Genomic DNA, 23,058 nt, shown 5'->3' on the forward strand with positions numbered 1-23,058 from the left:
CCCTGAATACCGATCAGTGTAACTTAAGGTGTGCCACGTTTGCTTTCGACGCTACCGGGAAAACGTGGCACACCTTTCTTTCGACGTTACCAGGAAAACGTGGCACACCTTCCCGTAGATTCACAACTTTCCAATCAGTTCTTTCTTTATTGCCTCCGTATGTTCTCCCAACTGCGGCGCAGGTTTTGGCGAGAAGATCCGCTCCCCGTTGATGCGTATAGGGCACCGGGTTGTGGTAACTTCTTTTCCCTTTGAAGTTGTGATCGTTTGCTCCATTTGCAAAACCTTGTACGCTTCCAGTTTTGTAAGCCGTTCCCAATCGAGCACTTCCATGGCCCACAGGTCTTTGGCATGCAGCTTCTGTAACCAGTATGCCGATTGCTGTGTTAACAGGTGTTTGGCCAGCACCGACTTTATTTCATCGCGCAAACTGAAAGCAACTTTTTGATCGTAGGCCATCAGCTCATTACAACCGATAGCTTTTGCCAGTTGCTTTATGTCGACCATTGCAATGGCAATGTGACCGTCGGCTGTGGAATAAATACCATACGGCGCATGTAATAACGGATGCCCGTTATTCACTTTGCTGCGTTTGGGCAATTTTCCGCTGCTATGATAGGTGGTCAATAATTCAAACTGAAAATCGAGCAGCGACTCGAGCAGGCTCACTTCTATCAATGCGCCGGCGCCGGTCTTTTGTCTTCTTATCAATGCACTCAAAATACCCTGTACCAGCTGCGAACCGCACAGGTTATCGGCAATGGCCAAACCAAATGGCATGGGATTGTCTTTGGCGTTACCTGTGGTGTAAGCCAGTCCGCTCATCGACTGCAGCAGCAGGTCCTGGCCAGGCCGATTCTTCCAGGGGCCTTCTTTGCCATAACCGCTTACCGCACCATATATAATACGGGGATTGATCTTTATTACTTCGGAATACCCCAGCCCTACCTTTTCCATAACTCCGGGCCGGAAATTATGCGTAAGCACATCTGCTTTTTCGATCAGTTTTTTTACCAGCGCCAGGTCATCGGGATGCTTGAGATCGGCAGTATAACTTTCTTTATTGCGGTTGATGGTATGAAACAACATGGAGCTGTCGTCGGTCCACAGGTCTTTGATCGATAAACGGCGGCCGGCGTCACCTGTGCCGGGGCGTTCTACCTTAATGACACGGGCCCCGAGATCGGCCAGGCGCAACCCGGCAGACGGGCCAGATAAATACTGACTGAATTCCAGCACAAGCAATCCCTGTAAAGGCAATCGACTCATATTGACAAGCTCATTTTTTCGCCTTTAAGGCTATGATGATAAATACGATCTATTTCTTTTAATACCGATGCAGGATTTCCGCCCTGTAATAAATATTGTTGAACCGGGTCGCCGGCATGGTCCTGAAAATGAAGGTACCCATTATAACGTGGACGCATGTAACCGCTTTTCATTACCGGTAATACCGTATGAAAAAAACTGTTGGTAAGCAAATTGGCCATGTTGTTCGTCCACGCCGCGAGGTGCCCCGGCTGCCCGCCATGTTGTACATAAAAAGTGCTCTGGCATTCTTCACTGCAAACCCAGGCGGTAAAATCAACCGCTTCTTTTTTATGTTTCGTAAACGACGAAACCGCCAAACCCGTTCCGCCAATGGTGCTGCGTAACCGCTTTTTGCCAAAATGAACCAGGTTGGCATAAGTAAGCGGGTATTTCGCATACCCGGTGCGGGGATAGTTTGAATAACAATATGCAAACGGGCAATACCAGTAATCGTTGGTGCTGCTCATGAGCTCGGCCACGGCGATCGGATTGCACGAGAACAATTTCTTATCTATTAACGAATACAGGTCGCGCATAGTCTGCAAGGCCTGTACCCCAATTTCTTTACTTACTACCTGTTCTTTGCTTTGGAAGGGTTCTTCGCCCAGCGCCAGGCAGAACATATAAAAGTTCATGAGGCTATCGATGGGAATGGAAGGAATGGCAACTTTTCCTTTTTTTGCCAGTTCGATCAGTTCTTCCCAGGTATCGGGCACTTTGGCCCCGTTCTGCTGAAACAGATCAGCCCGGTAACTTGCCGCAGGCGTTGCCGCATCGATGGCCAGCGCCCACTGGTGATTGTCGTAAAAATAGCTTATATGCGATTCGCCTACCGAATTACCTGATTGATTTTGCAGGTAGGCGGCGGGTAAATATTCATCTAACGGCAATACGCTGTTTGTAGCAGCGGCGCAACCCACCCAGGGATGGTCGATGATCAGCAGATCGTAATCATTCACCAGTTTTTCGAGCGGGAAATCGGCAAACTCCTGTAAGGTTCTTTTCTTCCAATTAATGGTAACCTTTGGGTTCAGTTCTGAATAGCGTTGTGCGGCTGCCAGCAGGGGCGTAATGCCTCTGCTGTGTCCCCAGGTAATTCCATTTAAAACAATTTCAGACATATACTCCTAGCTTTCTTTTTTATGTACCAACAATACGTGTTCACAGATCATCACTACTTCTCCATGCTGATTAAACACTTCTACCAGTTCGGTAACCAGGCCAAATCCCGGCTTTTTATGTTCTTTAATATTTGAAATAGTGACAGTGGCCCTGATGGTATCGCCAATGAAAACAGGTTTAATGAAACGCAGGCGATCATATCCGTAGGTCATGGCCACTTCGTTAATGACATGGGCTGTCAGGCCTACAGCTATAGTAAAAATGAGGGTGCCGTGGGCAATGCGTTTTTTGAATGGTTGGGTCTTGCACCATTCCTCATCCATATGATGCGGGAAGAAGTCGCCTGACTGGCCAGCATGAATAACGATATCGGTTTCGGTAACTGTACGTCCGCCGGTTGACCTTTTCTCATTCAGTTCAAATTCTTCAAAATATTTAGTAATACCCATACAGGATGTAAAAATTATCTGAAAATTGTTGGTTGGTTAACTTAATTGAAAATGATAACGGCCTTTAAGCCAGTATAATTATATAGTTCAGGCAGAATGAATCGGCTGGTAAGCTCCCGCCGGTTGGCGGGACAGATGAAGAAAATGAATACATTTTTTTCATACGCGCAACTATTTTCAATCGTAACCATTTGCCAGGCTGCGGTTTTTAACCAGTTTACATTGAAAGCCTGTCAAGAACTATCTTTTTTAATACATTCGGAGTTGATGGAAAGACGTGCCACGTCAGTTGAGACAGTCGCTTTTGAGAGCTTCAGGTAATTGTTAACTGGCCTTTGTCGTCGTTTATAGATATAAAAACAATGCAGGCTCAACGTGGCACGCCTCGTCCTTGCTGCTTTTGCTAAATAACCAACACTGAACGCTTTAAAGTGGAAAGCTACACATTTTAGCCAGGGGCGTCAATGTCTAGTTTAACTGAAATGATGGAATATTTTACTAAATAATAATATGCCTCATGTAACAGGGTAAAGGGATTTAAGTTACAGGCCCTTCATATATTACTAAAATGCAGGCAAGAAAAGGCAACGAGGCAACGAGGCATAGAGGCAGCGAGGGGAAGAAGGCCAGCCGGTACAGAAGTATGGGATTTTTTATTAAATTTAGCTTATAAACAGGCAATTATGACAGAAATTGTGACAGATAAGAAGAAATATGTGTTGGTTCCGGAGAAAGATTATCAGGCTTTGCAAAAGAAAGCAGCCCTGAAAACAAAACCTGAAAAAGTATTAGCTATTGAGGAAGCACGTGCCCATAGTAAAAAACTGATCAGGAAATGGGCCGCAGAAAAGTAGTAGTAAAACAATCGGTAGCTGACATTGCGTGGTATATTGAATCCAAGGGGTTAATTGCAACTGCCGATAAGTTTGTTGACAAGGTTTATGATCATTTCCTAAACCTTGCAGACAATAAAAAATCCCATCCCATTTGCAGGGAGCCCGAATGTGAAAGTTTAGGCTACAAATGCACACCTTATAAAAAGAAAAACACAATAGTTTTTATTGAATCAGCAACCGAATTGGTTATTTGCGAATTCATTCCTTCCAAACTGATACATTGGTAATATTTTTCTTCCACACAAGCAAAATACAGCTGAAAGCCCAATGCTAAAAGCAGAAAGCAAAAGCCAAAGACGGAATAGCGAAAACCCCTGTATTCGCTTTCGGCTTCAGGCCTTTAGCTTTAAGCTGTATTAAAATGGCACAACCGTTTGCGTGTTGATTTTTGGCGCCAACGCTGTAAGTTTGAGCACGATGCGGCTTGCCTGTTCAAGATTCAACCGATGATACATGTTCAATAATATTTTAACCCATTTTGGCCTTACTCCTGCCCAATATACTGTACAACCTTTTGGGAGCGGACTGATCAACCATACCTGGAAGATCAGCACCGACGACGGGCAGCCCCGCTATATTCTGCAGCAGATAAATACCGCTGTTTTTAAACAGCCTGAAGATATTGCCCTTAACATCGGCAATCTTGGCGCCTATTTGCAAAAACATAGTCCCAATTACCTTTTTGCCGGCGCGCTGCCCGATAGTAACGGCACTTATTTATACGTGGATGACAAAAAACGGTATTTCCGGCTATTCCCCTTCATTGCCCGTTCGCATTCGGTCGATATGGTGCATAGCCCGGAACAGGCATTTGAAGCAGCGCGGCAGTTTGCCCGCTTTACCCGCCTGTTGAGTGGTTTTGATACCAGCCTGCTAAAGATCACCATACCACAATTTCACGATCTTTCATTGCGTTACCGGCAGTTCACCGGTGCATTGGCCAACGGCAACAAATTACGGATCCGGGACGCCTCAGTACTCATTGACTATTTACAGCAGCAACGCCACCTGGTTGAAACCTATGAGCAGGTCAAAAAAGACCCCGGGTTCAGGGTGCGCGTCATTCACCATGACACAAAGATCAGCAATGTGCTTTTCGACCCGCAAAAGAAAGGCCTTTGCGTTATCGACCTCGACACGGTTATGCCGGGTTATTTTATCAGCGATGTAGGCGATATGATGCGTACCTACCTATCGCCGGTTAGCGAGGAAGAAAAAGACTTTTTGCAAATACAGGTGCGCGAAGCATTCTTCACCGCCATTGCGCAGGGATATCTTGGCGAACTGAGCAATGAACTGACCCCGGTAGAAAAACAACATTTTGTGTACGCCGGCCAGTTTATGATCTATATGCAGGCTTTGCGTTTTTTGACCGATCATTTAAATGACGACGTATATTACGGCGCCCGCTACGATGGGCATAACCTGATACGCGCCCAAAACCAGGCTATTTTGTTACAACAGTATAATGAGAAAGAGCGATCGTTCAATCAAATCATTTCAACAATTTAAACATGACTACTGCTAACATGCTGGACGATCTTATTCCAGCACAGAAAACCAACACAACAGCCATTTTCATCATCGGCTTTTTGTTCTTTATTTTTGGTTTTATTACCTGGCTGAACGGAAGCCTGATCCAGTTCCTGCAACTGGTTTGCCAGCTGGAAAGCGATGTACAGGCCTTCCTGGTGACCACCGCCTTTTACATGGCCTATTTTTTTCTTGCCATACCTTCTTCGGTGATCCTGAAACGCACCGGTTTTAAAACGGGAATGTCGTTGGGTTTACTGGTTATGGCAATCGGTTCACTCATCTTTATTCCGGCCGCGCAACAAAGAAGTTTCGGATTGTTCTTAACCGGTTTGTTTATACAGGGAACCGGGCTGGCGTTACTGCAAACAGCTTCCAACCCATACATCAGTATCATTGGGCCCATTGAAAGCGCTGCAAAACGCATCAGCATCATGGGCATTTGCAATAAAGTGGCCGGCATTATAAGCCCATTGATCTTAAGCGCCGTATTGCTGAGCAATGCCAGAGAGCTGGAAGAAAAAGTAAATACCACTAAAAATATTGCAGAGAAAGAACAGTTACTGAATGAACTGTCGGCCAAAGTGATCCCGCCTTATATTATTCTCGCTGTGGTGCTGGCCATACTGGCGTTTGCCTTATATAAATCGCCATTGCCCGAGCCGCGTATTGAAGAAGAAAAAGAAACAACCGCTTTATCGGGTACCGCGAACAGCAAAACCAGCATCTTTCAATTCCCGCACCTGTTATTGGGCGCGCTGTGCATCTTTTTATATGTGGGAGTTGAAGTAATGGCCGGTGACGCCATTGGCATTTATGGCAAATCGATGGGCATGCCGCTTAGCGAAACAAAAAACTTTACATCGTTCACACTTGCCGCTATGCTGGTAGGATACGTGGTGGGCATATTCACCATACCTAAATATCTTTCACAACAAACCGCTTTGAAAGCCTCGGCCATCCTGGGTATTGTATTTTCCATTGCGGTTTATTTCACAGAAGGATACACGGCAATCTCCTTTATCGCTTTGCTGGGACTGGCCAATTCGCTGATGTGGCCTGCCATCTGGCCGCTGGCCATCGACAAGCTGGGCAAATTTACAAAAACCGGTTCGGCCCTGCTGGTAATGGGTATTGCCGGCGGCGCTGTCGTTCCTTTGATCTATGCATCGCTTAAAAAAGAAGACGGGCTGAACATTCCCAATCACCAGGCCTTCTTTATTTGCATGCTGCCCTGCTATTTGTACATCCTGTATTATGCAATAAAAGGGCACAGGAAAATTAGCTAATGTGATAATTTGCTAATGTGATTATGAAATACAAAGCCATAAGGCCGGTCGAAGATAAACGCTCAGAAAAATAAGATAATAGTCAAATCAAAAATGCCCCGATGTTATCAGGGGCATTTTGATTTTTATGATCCTTACAATTCAAAAAATTCATAGAAAGTTGACCAGTTAACCCCGATGAAGTTGGGGGTTAACTGGTTAACAAAGCCTTTTCATTTCCGGCCTAATCATATGTATCCCGGTAATAAGGGTCAATAGATATCAGATAATCATCCACCCATTCCAAAATACCGAATACATCAAAAAGATCGAGGAGGATGTAAGCCAGAAGATTTAAAAACATATACTTATTATTTGCAGGTCTTGTTGTGCATTATCGGCCGGCAGACAGAGACTGCGTTCAGTGTTCAGCGTCTCCCTACCATTGGACCTTATACATTATATCGGGAAAGAACCCTACCTGGTAAACGGTTCCCACCCGTTTTTGCACTTCGCTATACCGTTGAACGAACACATTATCGCGGTTGGTCACGTTCTGCAGATCGAGGTAAATGGTTTGCGATAAGCGGCGTTTGCTGCTGTTAAGGCGAAAACCAAACCGGGTATCGAGGCGGAAATAATCGGGAAACTGCTCTGCGTTGTAAAAGCGTTCATCTAGCTGCTCGCGCCTGGCAAGTTCAGAGGCTGCCAGGTCAACCGGCGTATAATACCGGCCGCCGGAGTAGGTCATTTTGATATCTACCGTAAATACGTTGCGGCCGCTGTTGCCCATTTTAAATTCTTTACCGGCCAGCATATTCAAAACGTTGCGATTATTGAAAGTGGAATTGCGTTCTATACCATCGCTGCCCTTATATTTTGAATTGAACAATGAAGCGGTAGTAAGAAGGTAATATCCTTTGCTGAAAAACTTTTCTATTGTCAACTCCACGCCCTGGTTTGAACCGGTGCCATTATTAACCAATCCGGCTTTTTCAGGAAAAGTGAAATCGGCGCCGCTGTTCAGGATAGAGAACCCGCTTAAAATCTTCTCAACCGGCGCATCGAATATGCGTTGATAATAGGCTTCGGCTTTCAGTCGCCAGTCTTTGGCAAACGCCCAGTCGTACCCGAGAATGTAATGGTGTGCTTTGGTAAAACCCAGGTCGCGGTTGCTTTGATCAAATACACCATTCGGCATTTTTTCCTGGTACAGGTACACAGGGGCAGGCTGTAACTGGCTATGCAAGCCATAACTCAATGTAATGGTCTTTGTATTGTCGGGTGCATAGCTCAATGATGCCCGCGGCTCAACGGCCGATGCATCGTTGAAGGTGTAGAACATGCCATGTACGCCTGCATTGAGCGATAATTTCCCGGTAAAACGGTATTTACCCTGTACATAAGGCTGCAGCAGCCATGAACTGCCGTCATAATCGCGCATGATCTGCCAGCCGGGGCGGCTCTCGCGGGTTTCGAGGTACGTATCGAGCCCATTCTGCTCTGCTAAAAATCCACCCCGCACAGTAAACCGGGCATTTAATTTTGAATTGATATAGGTTGAAAACCGCAGGCCAGTATTTTCCGTTTTCTGGCTGGTAACGTACTCACGTTCGGGTAATGAATCGTAATATTTATAGCCATCGCCCTGGTTACTGGTATACGAATACGACAGCACTGAACGGATGTAGGAATTGCGGCCTACATCGATAGTATGTTTTATACCAACAACACCTATACGTGATTTGAAATACGTATCCTCATCCGTTTCGGCGAACATATCGGCAGAGTCGAGATCGGCGCCGATGAAATCTATATTGCTGATACCGCCCATACCAAAAATGCCGAACTTACCGAGCTTTGAATTGGCGAAATTGATATTGAAAATCAGGTCCTGGTACCTGGGAACGGCATCGGTACCAAATTGCAACCCAATTTGCTGACCCAGTTGGGCAAAGGAATACCGGTAACCTATCAGGAACGAGGAACCGTTCTTCTTTTTGCTCAGCGGCCCTTCTATCATTGCTTCAAGGCCACTAAACATATTCAGCTGCAGGGTCTTCTCCACCTTATCTTTATTACCTGAACGTAAGGAAAGATCGAACACCGCGCCACTGGCATTGCCATATTCGGCAGGGAAAGCGCCGGTATAAAAATCGGAGTTCTTCAATGCATTGGTGTTTAGCGCACTTACCGGACCGCCGGTGGTACCAAGCGTTGAAAAGTGATTGGGATTGGGAATGGGCACGCCTTCCATACGCCATAATACCGCCGTGGGAGAATTACCCCGTACAACGATATCGTTGCGCGAATCGTTGGTAGATGATACGCCGGCGAAACTGCTGGCCAGCCGGGCCGGGTCGTTTCGTCCGCCTGCATACCTGGTTACTTCATCCATACTGAACGACCGGGCGCTGCTGCCCGCAAATTCGTTCAGGGCCATTCCCTTTCTCGCTTTTGGCGCCGTAACACTTACTTCATTGAGGGTACGGATCGATTCTTCGAGCGATACATCCAGTATTACCTGCTTGCCGATGGTTACCAGCACTTCAGGAATGGAAACCGGTTTATAACCAATGGAAGAGAACGAAATGCGCTGGCGGCCAACCGGCACATTCTCCAGCGTATAGTTACCGGCAGCATCGGTGGTGACACCCATCGACAGCCCGGCAACCGTTACACTAACACCGGCCAGCGGTTTTTCGGAGGCTTTGTCAATGATGGTACCTTTTACGGTTTGTGAAATTTGTTGCGCCTGTACGCCGAAGGCGTTGAATGAACCGATCATGAGCCAGGCGATGTATAACCCAATTGGTTTGTTAAAGTGGGAAGAACCTGTAAATAGCATATGTTGGTGGTTTCTTTATGCCGCAAAAATGCATTCACAGGACTGATACAAAAAGCGTAATAGGCGACTAAAGGTAATACTTCGACATCACAGCCATTTGTGTAGATGACTTGAGTTGACGAGTTAACTGGTTGACTATAATTTATGACTGATCGCCCTATGCAACTCTTCCTTATAAAAATCACTTACGGGTATAACATGTTCACCGATGTAAACCCGGTTCTTACGAATGAACGTGATCTTGTCAATGGAAACCATAAAGGATTTGTGCACGCGCACAAAACGGGTCGGAGGCAGTTTATCGGCCAGGGATTTCATGGCCAGTTTGGTAATGACGGGTTTGTCGTTTTTGAGCAGATAGATCTTCATATAATCCCTAATAGATTCCATATGCGTGATCTCCTGTACTGCTATTTTTACGAGGCTGTATTCGACATTTACAAAGAAATAATCATTGGTAGGCTGTACAGCCGCTGAAGGGAGGCCCTGTTTCTTGAGAGTACAGAAGTCAGCCGCCTTGTTCACGGCCCGCAGAAAACGTTCGAAGGTAACCGGCTTTACCAGGTAATCGAGTACATCGAGCTCAAAGCCTTCCAATGCATATTTTTTGAACGCCGTGATAAAGATCACAACCGGTTTATAGGTTAACGACTGCAGGAACTGGGTGCCGGTAACACCCGGCATTTGGATATCGAGAAAGATAAGATCGATCTGTTCGCGGCGCAATACATCCATGGCCTCGTACGCGTTCCTGCAACGCTGCACCAGGTGCAGGAAGGGAATGCGTTTGATGTTATCTTCCAGCAGATCGAGCGATAAGGCTTCATCATCGACAGCCAGGCATTTAATCATGCGTTACGATTTTAAGACAGGCATGAAACCAGTTGTCTTTCCTTTGGGCCGCCAACTGGTGTTTACCCGGATACAATATTTTTAACCGCCGTTCAAGATTGGTTAAGCCAATGCCTTTTGTTTTATCGGCCACCTGGGCCTTATAGGGAATGGTTTTATTGGAAACCGTTAACGACACCTCCTTTTCCGCTACTGCCAGCTCTATATTGATCTCCGGTTCATCGGCCACATTTACCCCATGCTTAAACGCATTTTCGATCAGTGGTATCAGTAACATTGGTTCAATGATATGAGAATAATTTCCGGGCTGCACCATGAACAGGATCTTCACCGAATCGCCAAAACGCATCGTTTGCAGATCGATATAACTACGAATGTATTCTACCTCCTTGTTCAGACTCACTTTTTCGTCATCTGAATCATACAGCATATAATGCATCAGGTTCGACATCTTTAACAGGGCAGGCTCGAGCAGGTCAGATTTTTTCCGCGCCAGCGACACCATGCTGTTGAGCGCATTGAACATGAAGTGCGGGCTCACCTGTGAGCGCAAAAAAGAAAGCTCCATGGTAAGGGTTTCTTTTTGCAGCCGGTCGTTTTGCATTACATCGATGATAAACCGGTAACTGGTAGCGGTTCCCATTACAAACAACCCGATAAAGATCTTAACCACAATACCTGCAAAGATCGCATACAAAGGCAGTTCCCCTGCCACCACCATGAAACAACCGGTGATGAGCGAAAACAAAAAGCCTGTGCCCAGGATAGCCAGGATGTAAGCCGCTAACCGCTTTTTCAACAATAACCGGGGATACAATACATAGGCGCTAAAATAGAAACCGGCGGTTTGCAATGCGGTGAATATGATGGTATGCCATTGCAGGTAATTGGGCGTTTTCGCATCTTTGAGCGGCATAACAAAGATGGGAACCAGTATGATCAATGTGGTAAATAATACATGCAGTAATATGTAAACCAGTTTTCTCCGAGACATATTTCAATTGAAAGCACGAATGTAATTTTTTTAACATTACCAGACAGACGTGAATGATAACCGGGCTTTTTCCGGCGATAAAACATCCTTTTTAGCAGATACACTCCTTTCCCAAGGTAGAGTTATTCAGTTCTGAGTTCTTAGTTTTTAGTTCCTTTATACGGGACGACTGATTAAATTCCAATGTTCCGAAAGTTCATCAGCCCGGGGCTCCTCCATTTGCAAGGCAACCGTACCCACTGCTCTCAAAAACCGATTGACGACTCCAGCTGATGAACTTACAACTTAAAAACTGAATAACTGAATAACTGAACAACCGGCTTGTCAACTCACTTTTAATGATTTATCTCATCTTTTAGCCTTTTTCCATGCCTTCCCCCTTACCTTTGCCCGCCCCTTATAAACGCCCAACTTACCGGTGCCGCTAAAATCGTTAGCTTCCCCTACCGCCATTTACGGGTTTACCCTGATATGCTGCAACCGGCAGCAGAAGTAATTTTTGTGGATTCATAGTTTAAATGTTATTTTGACACGAAACAGGATGTATGGGCGGTTCAGGCTGTATCTTTGTATCAGATCTGCGGTCATCGTCCCAATCGGGTCTTCATAAAAAAACTTACTTGTTTTAGTTGTCGATATGAAAAAAGAAAATTATGTAATAGGTGTTGACTATGGCACAGATTCAGTGCGGTCGATCATCGCCAACGCTGCCAATGGGCAGGAAGTAGCTTCTGCAGTATTTTATTATCCCCGCTGGAAAGACGGTTTGTATTGCGATCCCGGCGTTAACCAGTTCAGACAGCATCCGCTCGACTACCTGGAAGGCCTGGAACAAACCATTACCCGTTGCCTGGTGCAGGCGGGCCCTTCAGTAACGGCCAATATCAGGGCCATTTCAATTGACACTACCGGATCTACACCGGTAGCAGTAGACGAAACCGGTACTCCCCTCGCCCTGTTGCCTCGTTTTGAAAAGAATCCCAATGCCATGTTCGTGCTTTGGAAAGACCATACGTCTGTTCCCGAAGCGGCTGAAATAAACGCCCATGCTGAGAAGTATGACGTCAACTACCTGCAATATGTAGGGGGCATTTATTCTTCAGAATGGTTCTGGGCCAAGCTGTTACACATTTTGCGTGAAGACAGCGAGGTACGCGGGGCCTGTCATTCATGGGTTGAACATTGCGACTGGATCCCCTTCGTACTTACAGGCGGTAAAGCTGTTTCTGCCATGAAACGCGGCGTATGCGCTGCCGGTCACAAAGCCCTGTGGGCTGCGGAATTCGGCGGTTTGCCCCCTGAACAATTCTTTACCGATCTTGATCCGTTGTTGACCGGATTTACCAAACGGCTTTTCACAAAAACATATACAGCCGACCAGGCTGCCGGCACCCTTAGTAAAGAATGGGCCGAAAAACTGGGCCTTTCTACCGACGTAATTATCGGAGTTGGCGCTTTTGACGCCCATATGGGCGCGGTTGGCGGACAAATTGAACCCTACCACCTCAGTAAGGTAATGGGAACTTCTACCTGCGATATGCTGGTGGCTCCGCTGAACGAAGTTGAAGGCAAACTGGTAAAAGGTATTTGCGGACAGGTGCCCGGCTCTGTGATCCCCGGCATGATGGGACTGGAAGCCGGACAAAGTGCATTTGGCGATGCCTATGCCTGGTTCAAACAGGTGCTTACCTGGCCTTTGCAACATGTACTGGGACAATCATCTCTCGTTAATTCCGAAACAGCCAAAGCGCTTATTCAGGAAACAGCCGACAAACTGATCCCTGAACTCAGCAAACAGGCTGCATCGATCGTGATCGATGAGCACAGCGAACTGGCGGTTGACTGGTTCAATGGCCGCCGAACACCCGACGCCAGCCAGGAGTTGAAAGGCGCCATCACTGGCCTGAACCTTGGCAGCGATGCCCCCCGGATCTTCAGGGCAATTGTAGAAGCTACCTGTTTTGGCGCCAAAGCCATTGTAGACCGCTTCAATGATGAAGGCGTTCCGGTAAAAGGATTGATCGGCCTCGGCGGCGTGGCAAAAAAATCGCCGTTCATTATGCAAATGATGGCCGACGTTATGAACATGCCAATCCGCATTCATAAGTCAGAACAAACCTGCGCCCTTGGCGCCGCTATGTTTGCCGCTACCGCTGCCGGCATCTACAATAAAGTGGAAGATGCCATGAATGCCATGGGCCAGGGCTTCGACGCCACTTACTATCCCGACAAATCGAAAGTGGCCCTTTACCAGGCGCGTTATAAAAAATATCATAACCTGGGTGGATTCGTAGAGAATACGGTGAAAGTAAAATCTAAAGAATCGGCATTGTCAAATTAATAGCCTGTTGCCAGTTACCAGGTCCCGGTTACCCGGAAACCGGCAACCGGCAACTTTTTTATATCATGAGCAAGTATCAACACATACAAGAAGCCTGTTACAAGGCCAACATGCAACTACCGGAACTGAACCTGGTATTATTCACCTTTGGTAATGTAAGTGTCGCCGACAGGAACCTCGGTGTTTTTGCTATTAAACCCAGCGGCGTTCCCTACAGGGACCTGACCCCTGCAAAAATGGTCATCGTTGATTTCGATGGCAAAATCATCAGCGGCGATCTGCGTCCTTCAAGCGATACGAAAACACATGCCGTTTTATATGCTGAGTGGGAAAAGATAGGCGCCATTGTGCATACGCACAGCACCTATGCTACCGCGTGGGCACAGGCGCAACGCGACATTCCCATCTTTGGCACAACGCATGCCGACCATAATACCGTAGACATTCCCTGCGCACCGCCGATGAGCGATGACATGATAAAAGGGAACTATGAATTTGAGACCGGTTACCAGATCATCAATTGTTTTAAGGAAAGAAAACTGTCGTACGAGGAAGTGGAAATGGTGTTGGTAGGCAATCACGCCCCGTTTGCCTGGGGCAAAAATGGCGACAAAGCCGTATATAACGCCGCAGTACTTGAAGAGGTTGCCCGCATGGCTTACCTCACCGAGCAGATAAACCCGAAAGCGCCCCGGTTAAAAGACGCGCTTATCGACAAGCACTGGCAAAGGAAACATGGGAAAGACGCCTATTATGGGCAGTAGAAATAACGAATATTGAATTTCGAATGTTGAATGACGAAGTGAAATACAGAATGAAAAATTGAAAGCTGCCTGTATTTCATTATCACAATATCAAATTATCACATTATCAAATTAGTTATGGAAGATTTGAAAAAACTGGAAGTCTGGTTTGTAACAGGAAGCCAACACCTGTATGGCGAAGAAACCCTGAAACAGGTAGCCGAACACTCAACACAGATTGCGCGGTCAATTGATAAAGACCCTGCCATTCCGGTTCGGGTTGTATTCAAACCCGTAGTAAAGTCGCCTGAAGAAATTTACCAGGTTTGCGTTGAAGCCAACACTACCCCTACCTGTATCGGTATCATGGCCTGGATGCATACCTTCTCCCCTGCCAAAATGTGGATCGGCGGGTTGAAAGTGTTGCAAAAACCTTTGTTACACCTGCACACCCAGTTTAACCGCGATATTCCGTGGAGCAGCATCGATATGGACTTCATGAACCTGAACCAAAGCGCCCATGGCGACCGCGAGTTCGGTTTTATGGTAAGCCGGATGCGCATGAACAGAAAAGTGGTTGTAGGCCACTGGCAGGAAAGCCAGGTGGTGAACAGCGTAAGCGTTTGGATGCGCGCTGCAGCCGGCTGGAACGACTGGCAAAACGCCCGTTTCTGCCGCTTTGGCGATAACATGCGCCAGGTAGCGGTTACCGAAGGCGATAAAGTAGAAGCAGAATTGAAATTCGGCTATTCCGTTAACGGTTATGGCATCGGCGATCTGGTAAAAGTGATCAATGATGTAAGCGACAGCGCCATTGGCCAAACCGTAGCCGAATATGAAGAGATATACACCGTACAGGCGCCCCTGCGCAAAGGCGGCGATCGCCATAAAGAGCTGCGCGAGGCCGCAAAGATCGAGATCGGCATGCGCAACTTTTTGAAAGCAGGCAATTTCAAAGGTTATACCGACACTTTTGAAGATCTGCACGGCATGGTGCAGTTACCCGGTATCGCTTCTCAGCGCCTGATGGCGGAAGGATACGGTTTTGGCGGCGAAGGCGACTGGAAAACTTCAGCCCTCGTGCGCGCCATGAAAGTAATGGCAACCGGTTTAAAAGGCGGTAACTCATTCATGGAAGACTATACCTATCATTTCGACCCCAATAACCAACTGGTGCTGGGCTCACATATGCTGGAGATCTGTCCGTCGATCGCCAATGACAAACCAACGGTTGAAGTTCACCCGCTGGGCATCGGTGGCAAAGCAGACCCCGTTCGCCTGGTGTTCAATGCAGGTTCGGGACCGGCCCTTAACGCCTCTATAGTCGATATGGGTAACCGTTTCCGCCTTATCGTAAACGAAGTGGTAGCAGTTGACCCAATTGAAAGCCTGCCGAAATTACCGGTAGCGCGTGTATTGTGGAAACCTTACCCAGATATGAAAACAGGTTGCGCGGCGTGGATCCTGGCAGGCGGCGCACACCATACCGGCTACAGCCAGAACCTGACCGCCGAGCATATGGAAGATTTTGCCGAGATGGCTGGCATCGAGTACTTATTGATCGGCAAAAACAGCAATCTGTACGACATTAAGAATCAATTAAGATGGAATGATTTGTATTATCGTCATTCGATTTAAAAATAATTCCACATATTGCAGCCTCATTTGCGAAAACTTCACCTTTTGGGTGAAGTTTTCGCAAATAACAGCTTAAAAGGCTTTAAAAGCTTAAAAAGCCTCTAAATAACAACCAACATTCACGACTAAAAAACTTTTGCAGCCCGCTATGAACACGCTTTCGTCAATTGACTACATCATTTTCGTACTCTATTTTATACTGGTGGCCAGCTATGGTTACTATGTTTACAGAAAAAGAAAGACGCAGGAACATGATTCGAAGGCATTCTTCCTGGCCGAAGGGTCACTGACCTGGTGGGCCATTGGCGCCTCGCTGATCGCCTCCAATATATCGGCAGAGCAGTTCATTGGGATGAGTGGGGAAGGTTTTTTTGTAGGTACCGCGGTAGCCGCTTATGAATGGATCGCGGCGATAGCCCTTATCATCATCGCCGTTTGGTTTATGCCGGTGTATTTGAAGAACCACATTTACACTATGCCGCAGTTCCTGAAAACGCGCTACAACGATACCGTGGCATTGATCATGGCCATTTTCTGGTTATTCCTGTACATCCTCGTAAACCTCACTTCTATTCTTTACCTCGGCGCAACCGCTATCACCGGTCTGGTGGGCGACGCTACCGCCGGCACGCCGGAGTTTCAGAATATCCTGCATATTATTATGATCGGACTGGCGGTTTTTGCGCTTGTGATAACGCTGGGTGGTATGAAGGTGATCGGTTATACCGACGTAATTCAGGTAGCCGTTCTGATCGTAGGTGGTTTGGCCACTACTTACCTGGCATTGACCGTGGTAAGTGAGCAGTTCGGTTTGGGTAAAAGCGCCCTCGCCGGTTTCAAAGCGCTGATGACCGATTCGCCGGAACATTTTAAAATGATCCTGCCAAAACCGGAGTCCAATTCAGCAACCATCAATGATCCCCATAACCTCGATATTCAAAAGTATGTAGTGTTACCCGGTATCGCCATGTATTTTGCCGGTCAGTGGATCGTGAACCTCAATTACTGGGGTTGCAACCAGTACATTACGCAACGTGCCCTCGGCGCCGATCTGAAAACCGCCCGCACCGGTCTCATCTTCGCCGGTTTGTTGAAGTTAATGATGCCCGTGATCGTAATGTTGCCTGGTATCGCAGCTTATGTATTGCACAAACACAATGCCCTGCCTGGCTTTAATGGCGTAAAAGACGGCGCTTATTCTGCCGTTCTGGGCTTTTTGCCATCGGGTTTAAAAGGTTTGTCGATCGCTGCGCTTACAGCTGCCATTGTTGCATCACTGGCAGGTAAAGCAAACAGTATCTCTACCATCTTCACACTCGATATTTATAAAAAATACTTTGGTAAGGAAACCGATGAAAAAGGCCTGGTGATCATTGGCCGTTATACGGTAGTTGCCGCCATGATCCTCGCCATTCTCTTTACCTGGAACGACCTGCTCGGTATCGGTGGCGAAGGCGGATTCACTTTCATTCAGAAATACACCGGTTTTATTAGTCCGGGCGTATTTGCCATGTTCCTCTTAGGTATGTTCTGGAAACGTACAACAGGTACAGCGGCTATTGTTGGGGTGGTACTGGGTTTTGTACTGGCTATCTTCTTCAACAACTATGCTGTTGATATTTTCGGTAAAGAAACCCTGATGTACACCGCCTATACTTACGAAAAAATGGAAAAAGGCGCTGTTGTTGCTGTAACCGAGATACCCTTCCTTATCAACATGGGCTGGTCGTTCGTTATTACAGTGGCAGTAATGGTTGCCCTCAGCATGGCCGGACCTAAAGTAAATCCAAAAGCATTCGTAAATGATAAAAGCTTACTGAAACTCGACCCACGCACCGTTGCATTAATTGTAGTTACATTAATGTTACTGGCGGCGTTGTATGTTAAGTTCTGGTAGTTGTTACAACGGTAATAAATAAAAAAAATCCCTTCCGGTTTATCGGGAGGGATTTTTTGTTATCGTGAAACGGCAACTTCTTGTCAACTCGTCAACCAGTCAACCCGTCAACTCTACTTCAACTTATACATCTCGCTTCCCGCCAGTAAAAAACAACCGAGGCCGTAGTCTTCAAAATCGGGGATCTTGTCATACGTTACCGGCTGGCCGTCTTTGGGCTCTTTACCGGTTCCCTGCACATAACCCAGCATGCCATCGGGGTGAATACAATCTTTCATCATGGCGTCCCAGGCTTTCAGCATAACGGGCCGGTAGGTTGCTTTGTCGATGATGTTGTTGTTGATGCCCCAGGCCATCCCATACACAAACAGCGCGGTACCGGTTAATTCCTTACCACCATAATTTGTAGGATCGGCAAGGCTTACATTCCAGAAGCCATCTTCACGTTGCAACGGCAACAGGGCCTTCAGCATGTCTTTATAGTCCTGCAGGTATTCATTATAATGGGGATCAGACTTTGGCAGCATTTGCAGGGTGCGCACCAGTGCGGCCACTACCCAGCCATTACCGCGGCTCCAGTAACAGTTAGCGCCATTGGGTTCTTTATACGGCGGAACAAAATCCTTATCGCGCCACCACAGCTTTTCGGCCTGATTATACAAGCCATTACCGCCATGTTTGTATTTAGTGAACGCATACATTTCATACATGCGGCTGAAATAGCTGGTATCGTTATAGATCACTCCGAGACGCACAAACACGGGCATGGCCATCTGCAGGGCATCTATCCAGTTCCAGTCGTCGACTTTCTCCGTGCCTTTCATGAGGTCGATAGACGCTTTTATGTCTTTGATGCGTTCCTCTTTTTTATCCATCAGGTACAGGTCGATGTAGGTTTGACCGCAGCACTGGTTATCGGCATTACGGGTTTGAATACCGTCGCGCAACCCCCATTTGTGTTTGGCGCCCCAGTCGATGGCATAATTGAGGTACTGTTTCTTTTTATCGATAGCATACAGGGCCATCAAACCTTCATAGTAAACGGCGCGGGTCCAGATATTGCTGGGTCGCTCGCGGTTCGTTACAATGCTTTTACCGGGGTCGGGCCACTTGTTCATAAAGTACTGGTTGGTTAAACGCATTACCTTCAATACGTTTTTTTTGGCAGGGGCTTTTTGCGCCTGCAGCGAAGCGGTCATCAACAATGCACCAGCTAGCAAAAACTTCATTCTATTCAACATAATTACCTGATTAGCGGGTTACTAAATTATTAGGCAAAGACCTGTAAGGTGCATTTTTTGAACTTACAGATATATTAAGCATGCGTGCTCCCCGCCTAAGCGGGGTTTAATACATCAGCCTGACAGGTCGAGCCGTTATGATGGACCTTTCAGGTCTTTAATTCAATTTCGGTTTCAGTTCATCCGGGCTGTCCTTCGTATGTCCATCCCAGGTTTCGCGGGAAGGCTCACTGAATAATGCCTGCACCGTTTTCAGATCTACGGATGTAGTTGGATTGAATGCCGGTGAATTTACATACTTCGTCAGGCTATACAGTAATTGTGATGCAGCCGGCCTGTTCTCAAGATTCTTCATGTCGACACTGCACAATAACAATTTACCCCTCCCTACTCTGGCTTCCAGCAACAAAGCAAGCTTACGATTTAAGAACCAGGTATCGATGGGTTGTAAAACCGGCTGAAATCCCCGGGGGAAATCTTCGAGATGCATTACCTGCGCTTTATTCACCACATCCCACCACTGCAGATCACTGTGGTAAGTGGCCGGGAACGCTGCAAAGGCCGGATGGTTGGGATTGCAATAGATGCCGAGGGTATGGGGCGGACGCATCTTAAACCAACTGGTATTCCAGAAAACGGGCGTAAAGTAATTTACAACTTCTTTTCCTTTTACGATCTTACCGGCTGCCTGCAAAAACACCGTGCCGCCGTTCTTAAATACCGAAATGGCTTTCTCATCGAGCGTATCACAAAAGTATATATCGCTTTTTAAAGCATGGTCTGCCCTTACATTTGGAAACACCCATACATTCCAGTCATTTCCATAAGAAGTGCCGGCAACGGAAATATCGAGGTTCAGTTGCATGGGTTCAGTTATTTTCGAAAGATCGAACTCAACAGAGCCAACCGGCAAACAATTGCCTATACCATAATCTTTTTTATCGAAAGCGCCGCCGGCCAGTTCCTTACCGGTGCTGTCTTTTATCATCCAGTTGATGACGGCGTTCTTTAAGCTACCGCTACCGTAATTATACAGCTCAACCTGCGCCGTAAGTTTTTCATCATTGCTGTAAACAAATTTGGGCATACGGGTAAGTGGCACCACGGCATTACAATAGCGTTTTATTTCTTTCGGCGTTACATAAGGTTTGTTCTGCCATAAGGCATTCAACATACCCACGAGAGCGGTGCCCTGCCCGGGAAAATCCTGCAAACCCAATAGCTGAAAACCTGCGAGCCCCGGCGTACGCAGGGCTTTTTCTATTTCATTCTTATAACACAAGGCCTGCAATTTACCACTGGCCATCAAAAACGATCGTTCTTTATCTGCCATGCCATGTTCGGCCAACACTTCACGGAACAATTCGAAATTCTTTTCTTTATATACACCATTAAATCGTGGTATCTCATTAAAATCGGGGAACACGCACCACTGGCCCATTTCATGCACCACATAGGGCACATTGAACTTCTGAACCGTTTCGCGGTAGTCGGAATTGCTTTCAGGCGCTGCATTTACCCAGCTCAAACCACGGGCGCCTGCCTTTACCATATACTCATTTTCCGGCACCAGCGGCCAGCTATTGCCTACTGACGCACCCGTATATACGCGCCGTTTATCTTTCGCCTGCCAGTAATGAATAAACTCAGTGAGGAATTTGACCTGGTTTCTGCCGGCGGGTTCATTGCCACCGGGCGCTTCCATACAAAACGAAGCGTAATTCCCATACCAGTCGGCCATGCGGTTGGTTTCTTCATACATATACCTGTCAACCGGCCGGCCATCGCCTAACGAGGTGCCATGGTTTACCCAGCCCGGCCCTTCGGGTTGCAGGTAGAACCCGGTTTTATCGGCAGCCTTAAATGCCGCTTCGGGCGGGCACCAGCTGTGAAAACGCATATGGTTCAACCCATGCGCTTTGGCTGTTTTGAACTGTTGCTCCCAACCGGCTTCATCCATGGGCGGAAAACCGGTTAATGGAAACTCGCAATTATTTACCGTACCACGTAAAAAAACCGGGCGGTCGTTGATAGTGAAACCGGTGCCCACAATTTTGAACGACCGCATGCCAAACGTTACTTCCTTTTGCTGTTTCTGGCCATTGGGCGCCTGTAGTGTTACCAGTAATTTATACAAAGTTGGATTGAATTCGTCCCACAACTGTACCTTACCGGTCATTGGCAGGGTGAGCTGCTGCGTGGCAACCGAATCAACCAATGGAAATGATTCATTGACCGCAGGCACCCGGTGAGGCGTTTTACTATTAAAAGCGCTGGCAGCAAGCGTTAGCTTACAGTCGCCACCAACAGTTCCCTTTACAGTTACTACTACAAGTGCCTGCTTTTTGGCCACATCGGGGTACACCTGCACATTCTGAATAAACACCCGTGGTTTTGCATCCAGTGCTATTCTTCCGATAACACCATTCCAGTTGCCCTGCGTATGATCGGTAAGGCTATGCGAATCGGGACCAACATTGATCGCTTTTATCCGGTTATCGATGCGAATAGTGATCACATGTTTGCCCGGTGTCAATGAAGCGGTAAGATCGTATACGTGCGGCGCTACCAGGCTGTTCTGCATACCCGCTTCCTTGCCATCTACCCAAACCATGGTTTCGGTATGGCATCTTTCAAGGAACAATTCAACCTGTTTGCCCGCAAAGCTGGCAGGAATGGTCACTTCTTTCTGATACCAGGCAGGGCCTACATAATATTTTCCGGGTGTAAGCCAGAAAGGGAATTTAAGGTTGCCGGGCTGCCGGTACTTTTCCATGCGGGGATTGAAGAACCAACTGCTATCATAAATACTGCCTGTCCATTTTGTTTTAATTGTCACTTCATCGCCTTTTCCATTGGTAAGCATGGAGCCGGGAAGTTTGATATTGTCTGACAGTTTTTTATTGAACCAGCTTTCCTGTATGCCGGCATCATTGCGATCGATCTGAAACTGCCAGTCGCCGGCCAGAGAGAGAGACTGGGCGCGGGAACTGATCGTAAAAGCACAGCATAAGATCAGGGAAAGCAGCAGAGCGGGCCGTACACCAAAGGGCTGCTCACTTTCATTGACCAGGGCGAGCTGCTTCTTAAAAAGCGAACCACCCATTGTATTTTTAATCATCTGCATTACTTCAAATATTTTTTAAGCTTGCATTTATTGAGTGCTTTTATTCCCTTCACCACCATATCGGCATTGAGGGAAGAACCGTTTTTGTTGGGATGGGTATGATCGCCGGGGAAGAAATGTTTTACTGAATCGGCGCCCAATGCATCGTACTGATCGGCAATGAGGTCGTTCAATGGAATAAAGAAAGCGTTGCCCGCTTTGGCAACATCTTCGGCCCATTTACCATAACTGTTATTGGCGCGTTCTGTTTTGCCATTTTTAAAAATATTACGGGGTACGGGCGAACATACAATAGCAGTAGCGCCTTTTGCTTTGGCATCATCGATGTATTTACGCATATACCAACCGTATGTATGTACAACTTCATTCACTTTACGAATGGGGTTATAAATAGCGATACTATCGGTTCCTATGCCCCTTATAGTTCCTCTTGCGCGGGCCGTATCGTCGAGCGGGCCGCTATCGTTATGCCCAAACTGCATAATCACAAAATCGCCGGGCTTCAGCGTTTCCAGAATGCGGTTCCAACGGCCTTCTGTAATAAATGTACGGCTGCTTCTGCCGCCAATAGCATGATTCTGCACGGCAATACGGGTGGTATCGAAACGGTCGGCCATAAAACTTCCCCAGCCCCACATCTGACCTTCGCCTTTACCGCTGCCATTCTTTACTGTAGAGTCACCGATGATATACAAAGTGGGCCGGTTTGCCTGCATCAGTACAAATGACGATACAAGTATGAAAGCGCCGATCGCCATCAATACCTGAAGCAGCCTGCGTTTATTGTTATGGATCATG

Annotated in this window: 17 protein-coding genes; 8 read left to right on the forward strand and 9 right to left on the reverse strand. The window is 47.0% G+C overall.

Annotated features, from left to right (window positions below; translation table 11 throughout):
- Positions 1-120: 120 nt before the first annotated feature.
- Genes A4R26_RS10125 through A4R26_RS10135 form a run of 3 tightly spaced genes read right to left on the reverse strand, consistent with a single transcriptional unit; the run spans position 121 to position 2,882 of the window.
- On the reverse strand, positions 121-1,269 hold the full coding sequence (locus A4R26_RS10125; RefSeq protein ID WP_081163667.1) for a CaiB/BaiF CoA transferase family protein: 1,149 nt from the start codon (positions 1,267-1,269) through the stop codon (positions 121-123).
- Positions 1,266-2,432: an ABC transporter substrate-binding protein gene (locus tag A4R26_RS10130; protein WP_081163668.1), complete on the reverse strand. Its 1,167-nt coding sequence runs from the start codon at positions 2,430-2,432 to the stop codon at positions 1,266-1,268. Before A4R26_RS10130 ends, A4R26_RS10125 begins: the two co-directional genes overlap by 4 nt.
- A 6-nt stretch (positions 2,433-2,438) precedes the next feature.
- The gene (locus A4R26_RS10135; RefSeq protein ID WP_081163669.1) at positions 2,439-2,882 is read right to left on the reverse strand and encodes a MaoC family dehydratase; all 444 of its coding nucleotides are present in this window, start codon (positions 2,880-2,882) and stop codon (positions 2,439-2,441) included.
- Between the two features lie 683 nt (positions 2,883-3,565).
- Between A4R26_RS10135 and A4R26_RS34865 the strand changes: the two genes are divergently transcribed.
- From A4R26_RS34865 to A4R26_RS10150, 4 genes are all read left to right on the forward strand, one after another.
- Positions 3,566-3,736 carry a hypothetical protein gene (locus A4R26_RS34865; RefSeq protein ID WP_165760221.1) on the forward strand — a complete coding sequence of 57 codons (171 nt, stop codon included), beginning with the start codon at positions 3,566-3,568 and terminating at the stop codon, positions 3,734-3,736.
- Positions 3,718-4,005 carry a hypothetical protein gene (locus A4R26_RS10140; RefSeq protein WP_081163670.1) on the forward strand — a complete coding sequence of 96 codons (288 nt, stop codon included), beginning with the start codon at positions 3,718-3,720 and terminating at the stop codon, positions 4,003-4,005. Before A4R26_RS34865 ends, A4R26_RS10140 begins: the two co-directional genes overlap by 19 nt.
- A gap of 226 nt (positions 4,006-4,231) precedes the next feature.
- Positions 4,232-5,290, forward strand: coding sequence for a phosphotransferase enzyme family protein (locus A4R26_RS10145; protein WP_081163671.1), 1,059 nt, complete (start codon positions 4,232-4,234; stop codon positions 5,288-5,290).
- A gap of 2 nt (positions 5,291-5,292) precedes the next feature.
- Positions 5,293-6,600: a sugar MFS transporter gene (locus tag A4R26_RS10150; RefSeq protein WP_081163672.1), complete on the forward strand. Its 1,308-nt coding sequence runs from the start codon at positions 5,293-5,295 to the stop codon at positions 6,598-6,600.
- 418 nt (positions 6,601-7,018) lie between these two features.
- Here the strand turns inward: A4R26_RS10150 and A4R26_RS10155 are convergent, their stop codons facing one another.
- From A4R26_RS10155 to A4R26_RS10165, 3 genes are all read right to left on the reverse strand, one after another.
- Positions 7,019-9,427, reverse strand: coding sequence for a TonB-dependent receptor (locus tag A4R26_RS10155; RefSeq protein WP_081163673.1), 2,409 nt, complete (start codon positions 9,425-9,427; stop codon positions 7,019-7,021).
- Positions 9,428-9,562: 135 nt separating this feature from the next.
- Positions 9,563-10,279, reverse strand: coding sequence for a LytR/AlgR family response regulator transcription factor (locus A4R26_RS10160; protein WP_081163674.1), 717 nt, complete (start codon positions 10,277-10,279; stop codon positions 9,563-9,565).
- The gene (locus tag A4R26_RS10165) at positions 10,272-11,273 is read right to left on the reverse strand and encodes a sensor histidine kinase (protein ID WP_081163675.1); all 1,002 of its coding nucleotides are present in this window, start codon (positions 11,271-11,273) and stop codon (positions 10,272-10,274) included. The genes A4R26_RS10160 and A4R26_RS10165 overlap by 8 nt, the downstream gene beginning before the upstream one ends.
- Positions 11,274-11,910: 637 nt before the next feature.
- Here A4R26_RS10165 and A4R26_RS10170 point away from each other — a divergent pair.
- The 4 genes from A4R26_RS10170 to A4R26_RS10185 all read left to right on the forward strand — a co-directional run bounded on the left by A4R26_RS10170 (position 11,911) and on the right by A4R26_RS10185 (position 17,892).
- Entirely contained in the window at positions 11,911-13,614 is a 1,704-nt protein-coding gene (locus A4R26_RS10170; RefSeq protein WP_081163676.1) for a ribulokinase, read from the forward strand.
- Between the two features lie 65 nt (positions 13,615-13,679).
- Entirely contained in the window at positions 13,680-14,378 is a 699-nt protein-coding gene (locus A4R26_RS10175; RefSeq protein WP_081163677.1) for an L-ribulose-5-phosphate 4-epimerase, read from the forward strand.
- Between the two features lie 117 nt (positions 14,379-14,495).
- Positions 14,496-15,995: an L-arabinose isomerase gene (gene araA, locus A4R26_RS10180; RefSeq protein WP_081163678.1), complete on the forward strand. Its 1,500-nt coding sequence runs from the start codon at positions 14,496-14,498 to the stop codon at positions 15,993-15,995.
- Positions 15,996-16,143: 148 nt separating this feature from the next.
- Positions 16,144-17,892, forward strand: a complete 1,749-nt coding sequence (locus A4R26_RS10185; RefSeq protein WP_081163679.1) for a sodium:solute symporter family transporter — start codon at positions 16,144-16,146, stop codon at positions 17,890-17,892.
- A gap of 113 nt (positions 17,893-18,005) precedes the next feature.
- Here the strand turns inward: A4R26_RS10185 and A4R26_RS10190 are convergent, their stop codons facing one another.
- From A4R26_RS10190 to A4R26_RS10200, 3 genes are all read right to left on the reverse strand, one after another.
- Positions 18,006-19,121, reverse strand: coding sequence for a glycoside hydrolase family 88/105 protein (locus A4R26_RS10190; RefSeq protein WP_242674875.1), 1,116 nt, complete (start codon positions 19,119-19,121; stop codon positions 18,006-18,008).
- A 169-nt stretch (positions 19,122-19,290) separates the two neighbouring features.
- Complete coding sequence (locus A4R26_RS10195; protein ID WP_242674876.1) at positions 19,291-22,260, reverse strand: exo-beta-1,4-galactosidase; 2,970 nt, start codon at positions 22,258-22,260, stop codon at positions 19,291-19,293.
- A complete protein-coding gene (locus A4R26_RS10200) occupies positions 22,260-23,057 on the reverse strand; it encodes a rhamnogalacturonan acetylesterase (RefSeq protein WP_242674877.1) in 798 nt (265 codons plus the stop codon). Before A4R26_RS10200 ends, A4R26_RS10195 begins: the two co-directional genes overlap by 1 nt.
- Position 23,058: the final 1 nt, after the last annotated feature.

Origin of the sequence: Niastella populi (assembly GCF_002078015.1) — a bacterium.
Classification (GTDB): domain Bacteria; phylum Bacteroidota; class Bacteroidia; order Chitinophagales; family Chitinophagaceae; genus Niastella; species Niastella populi.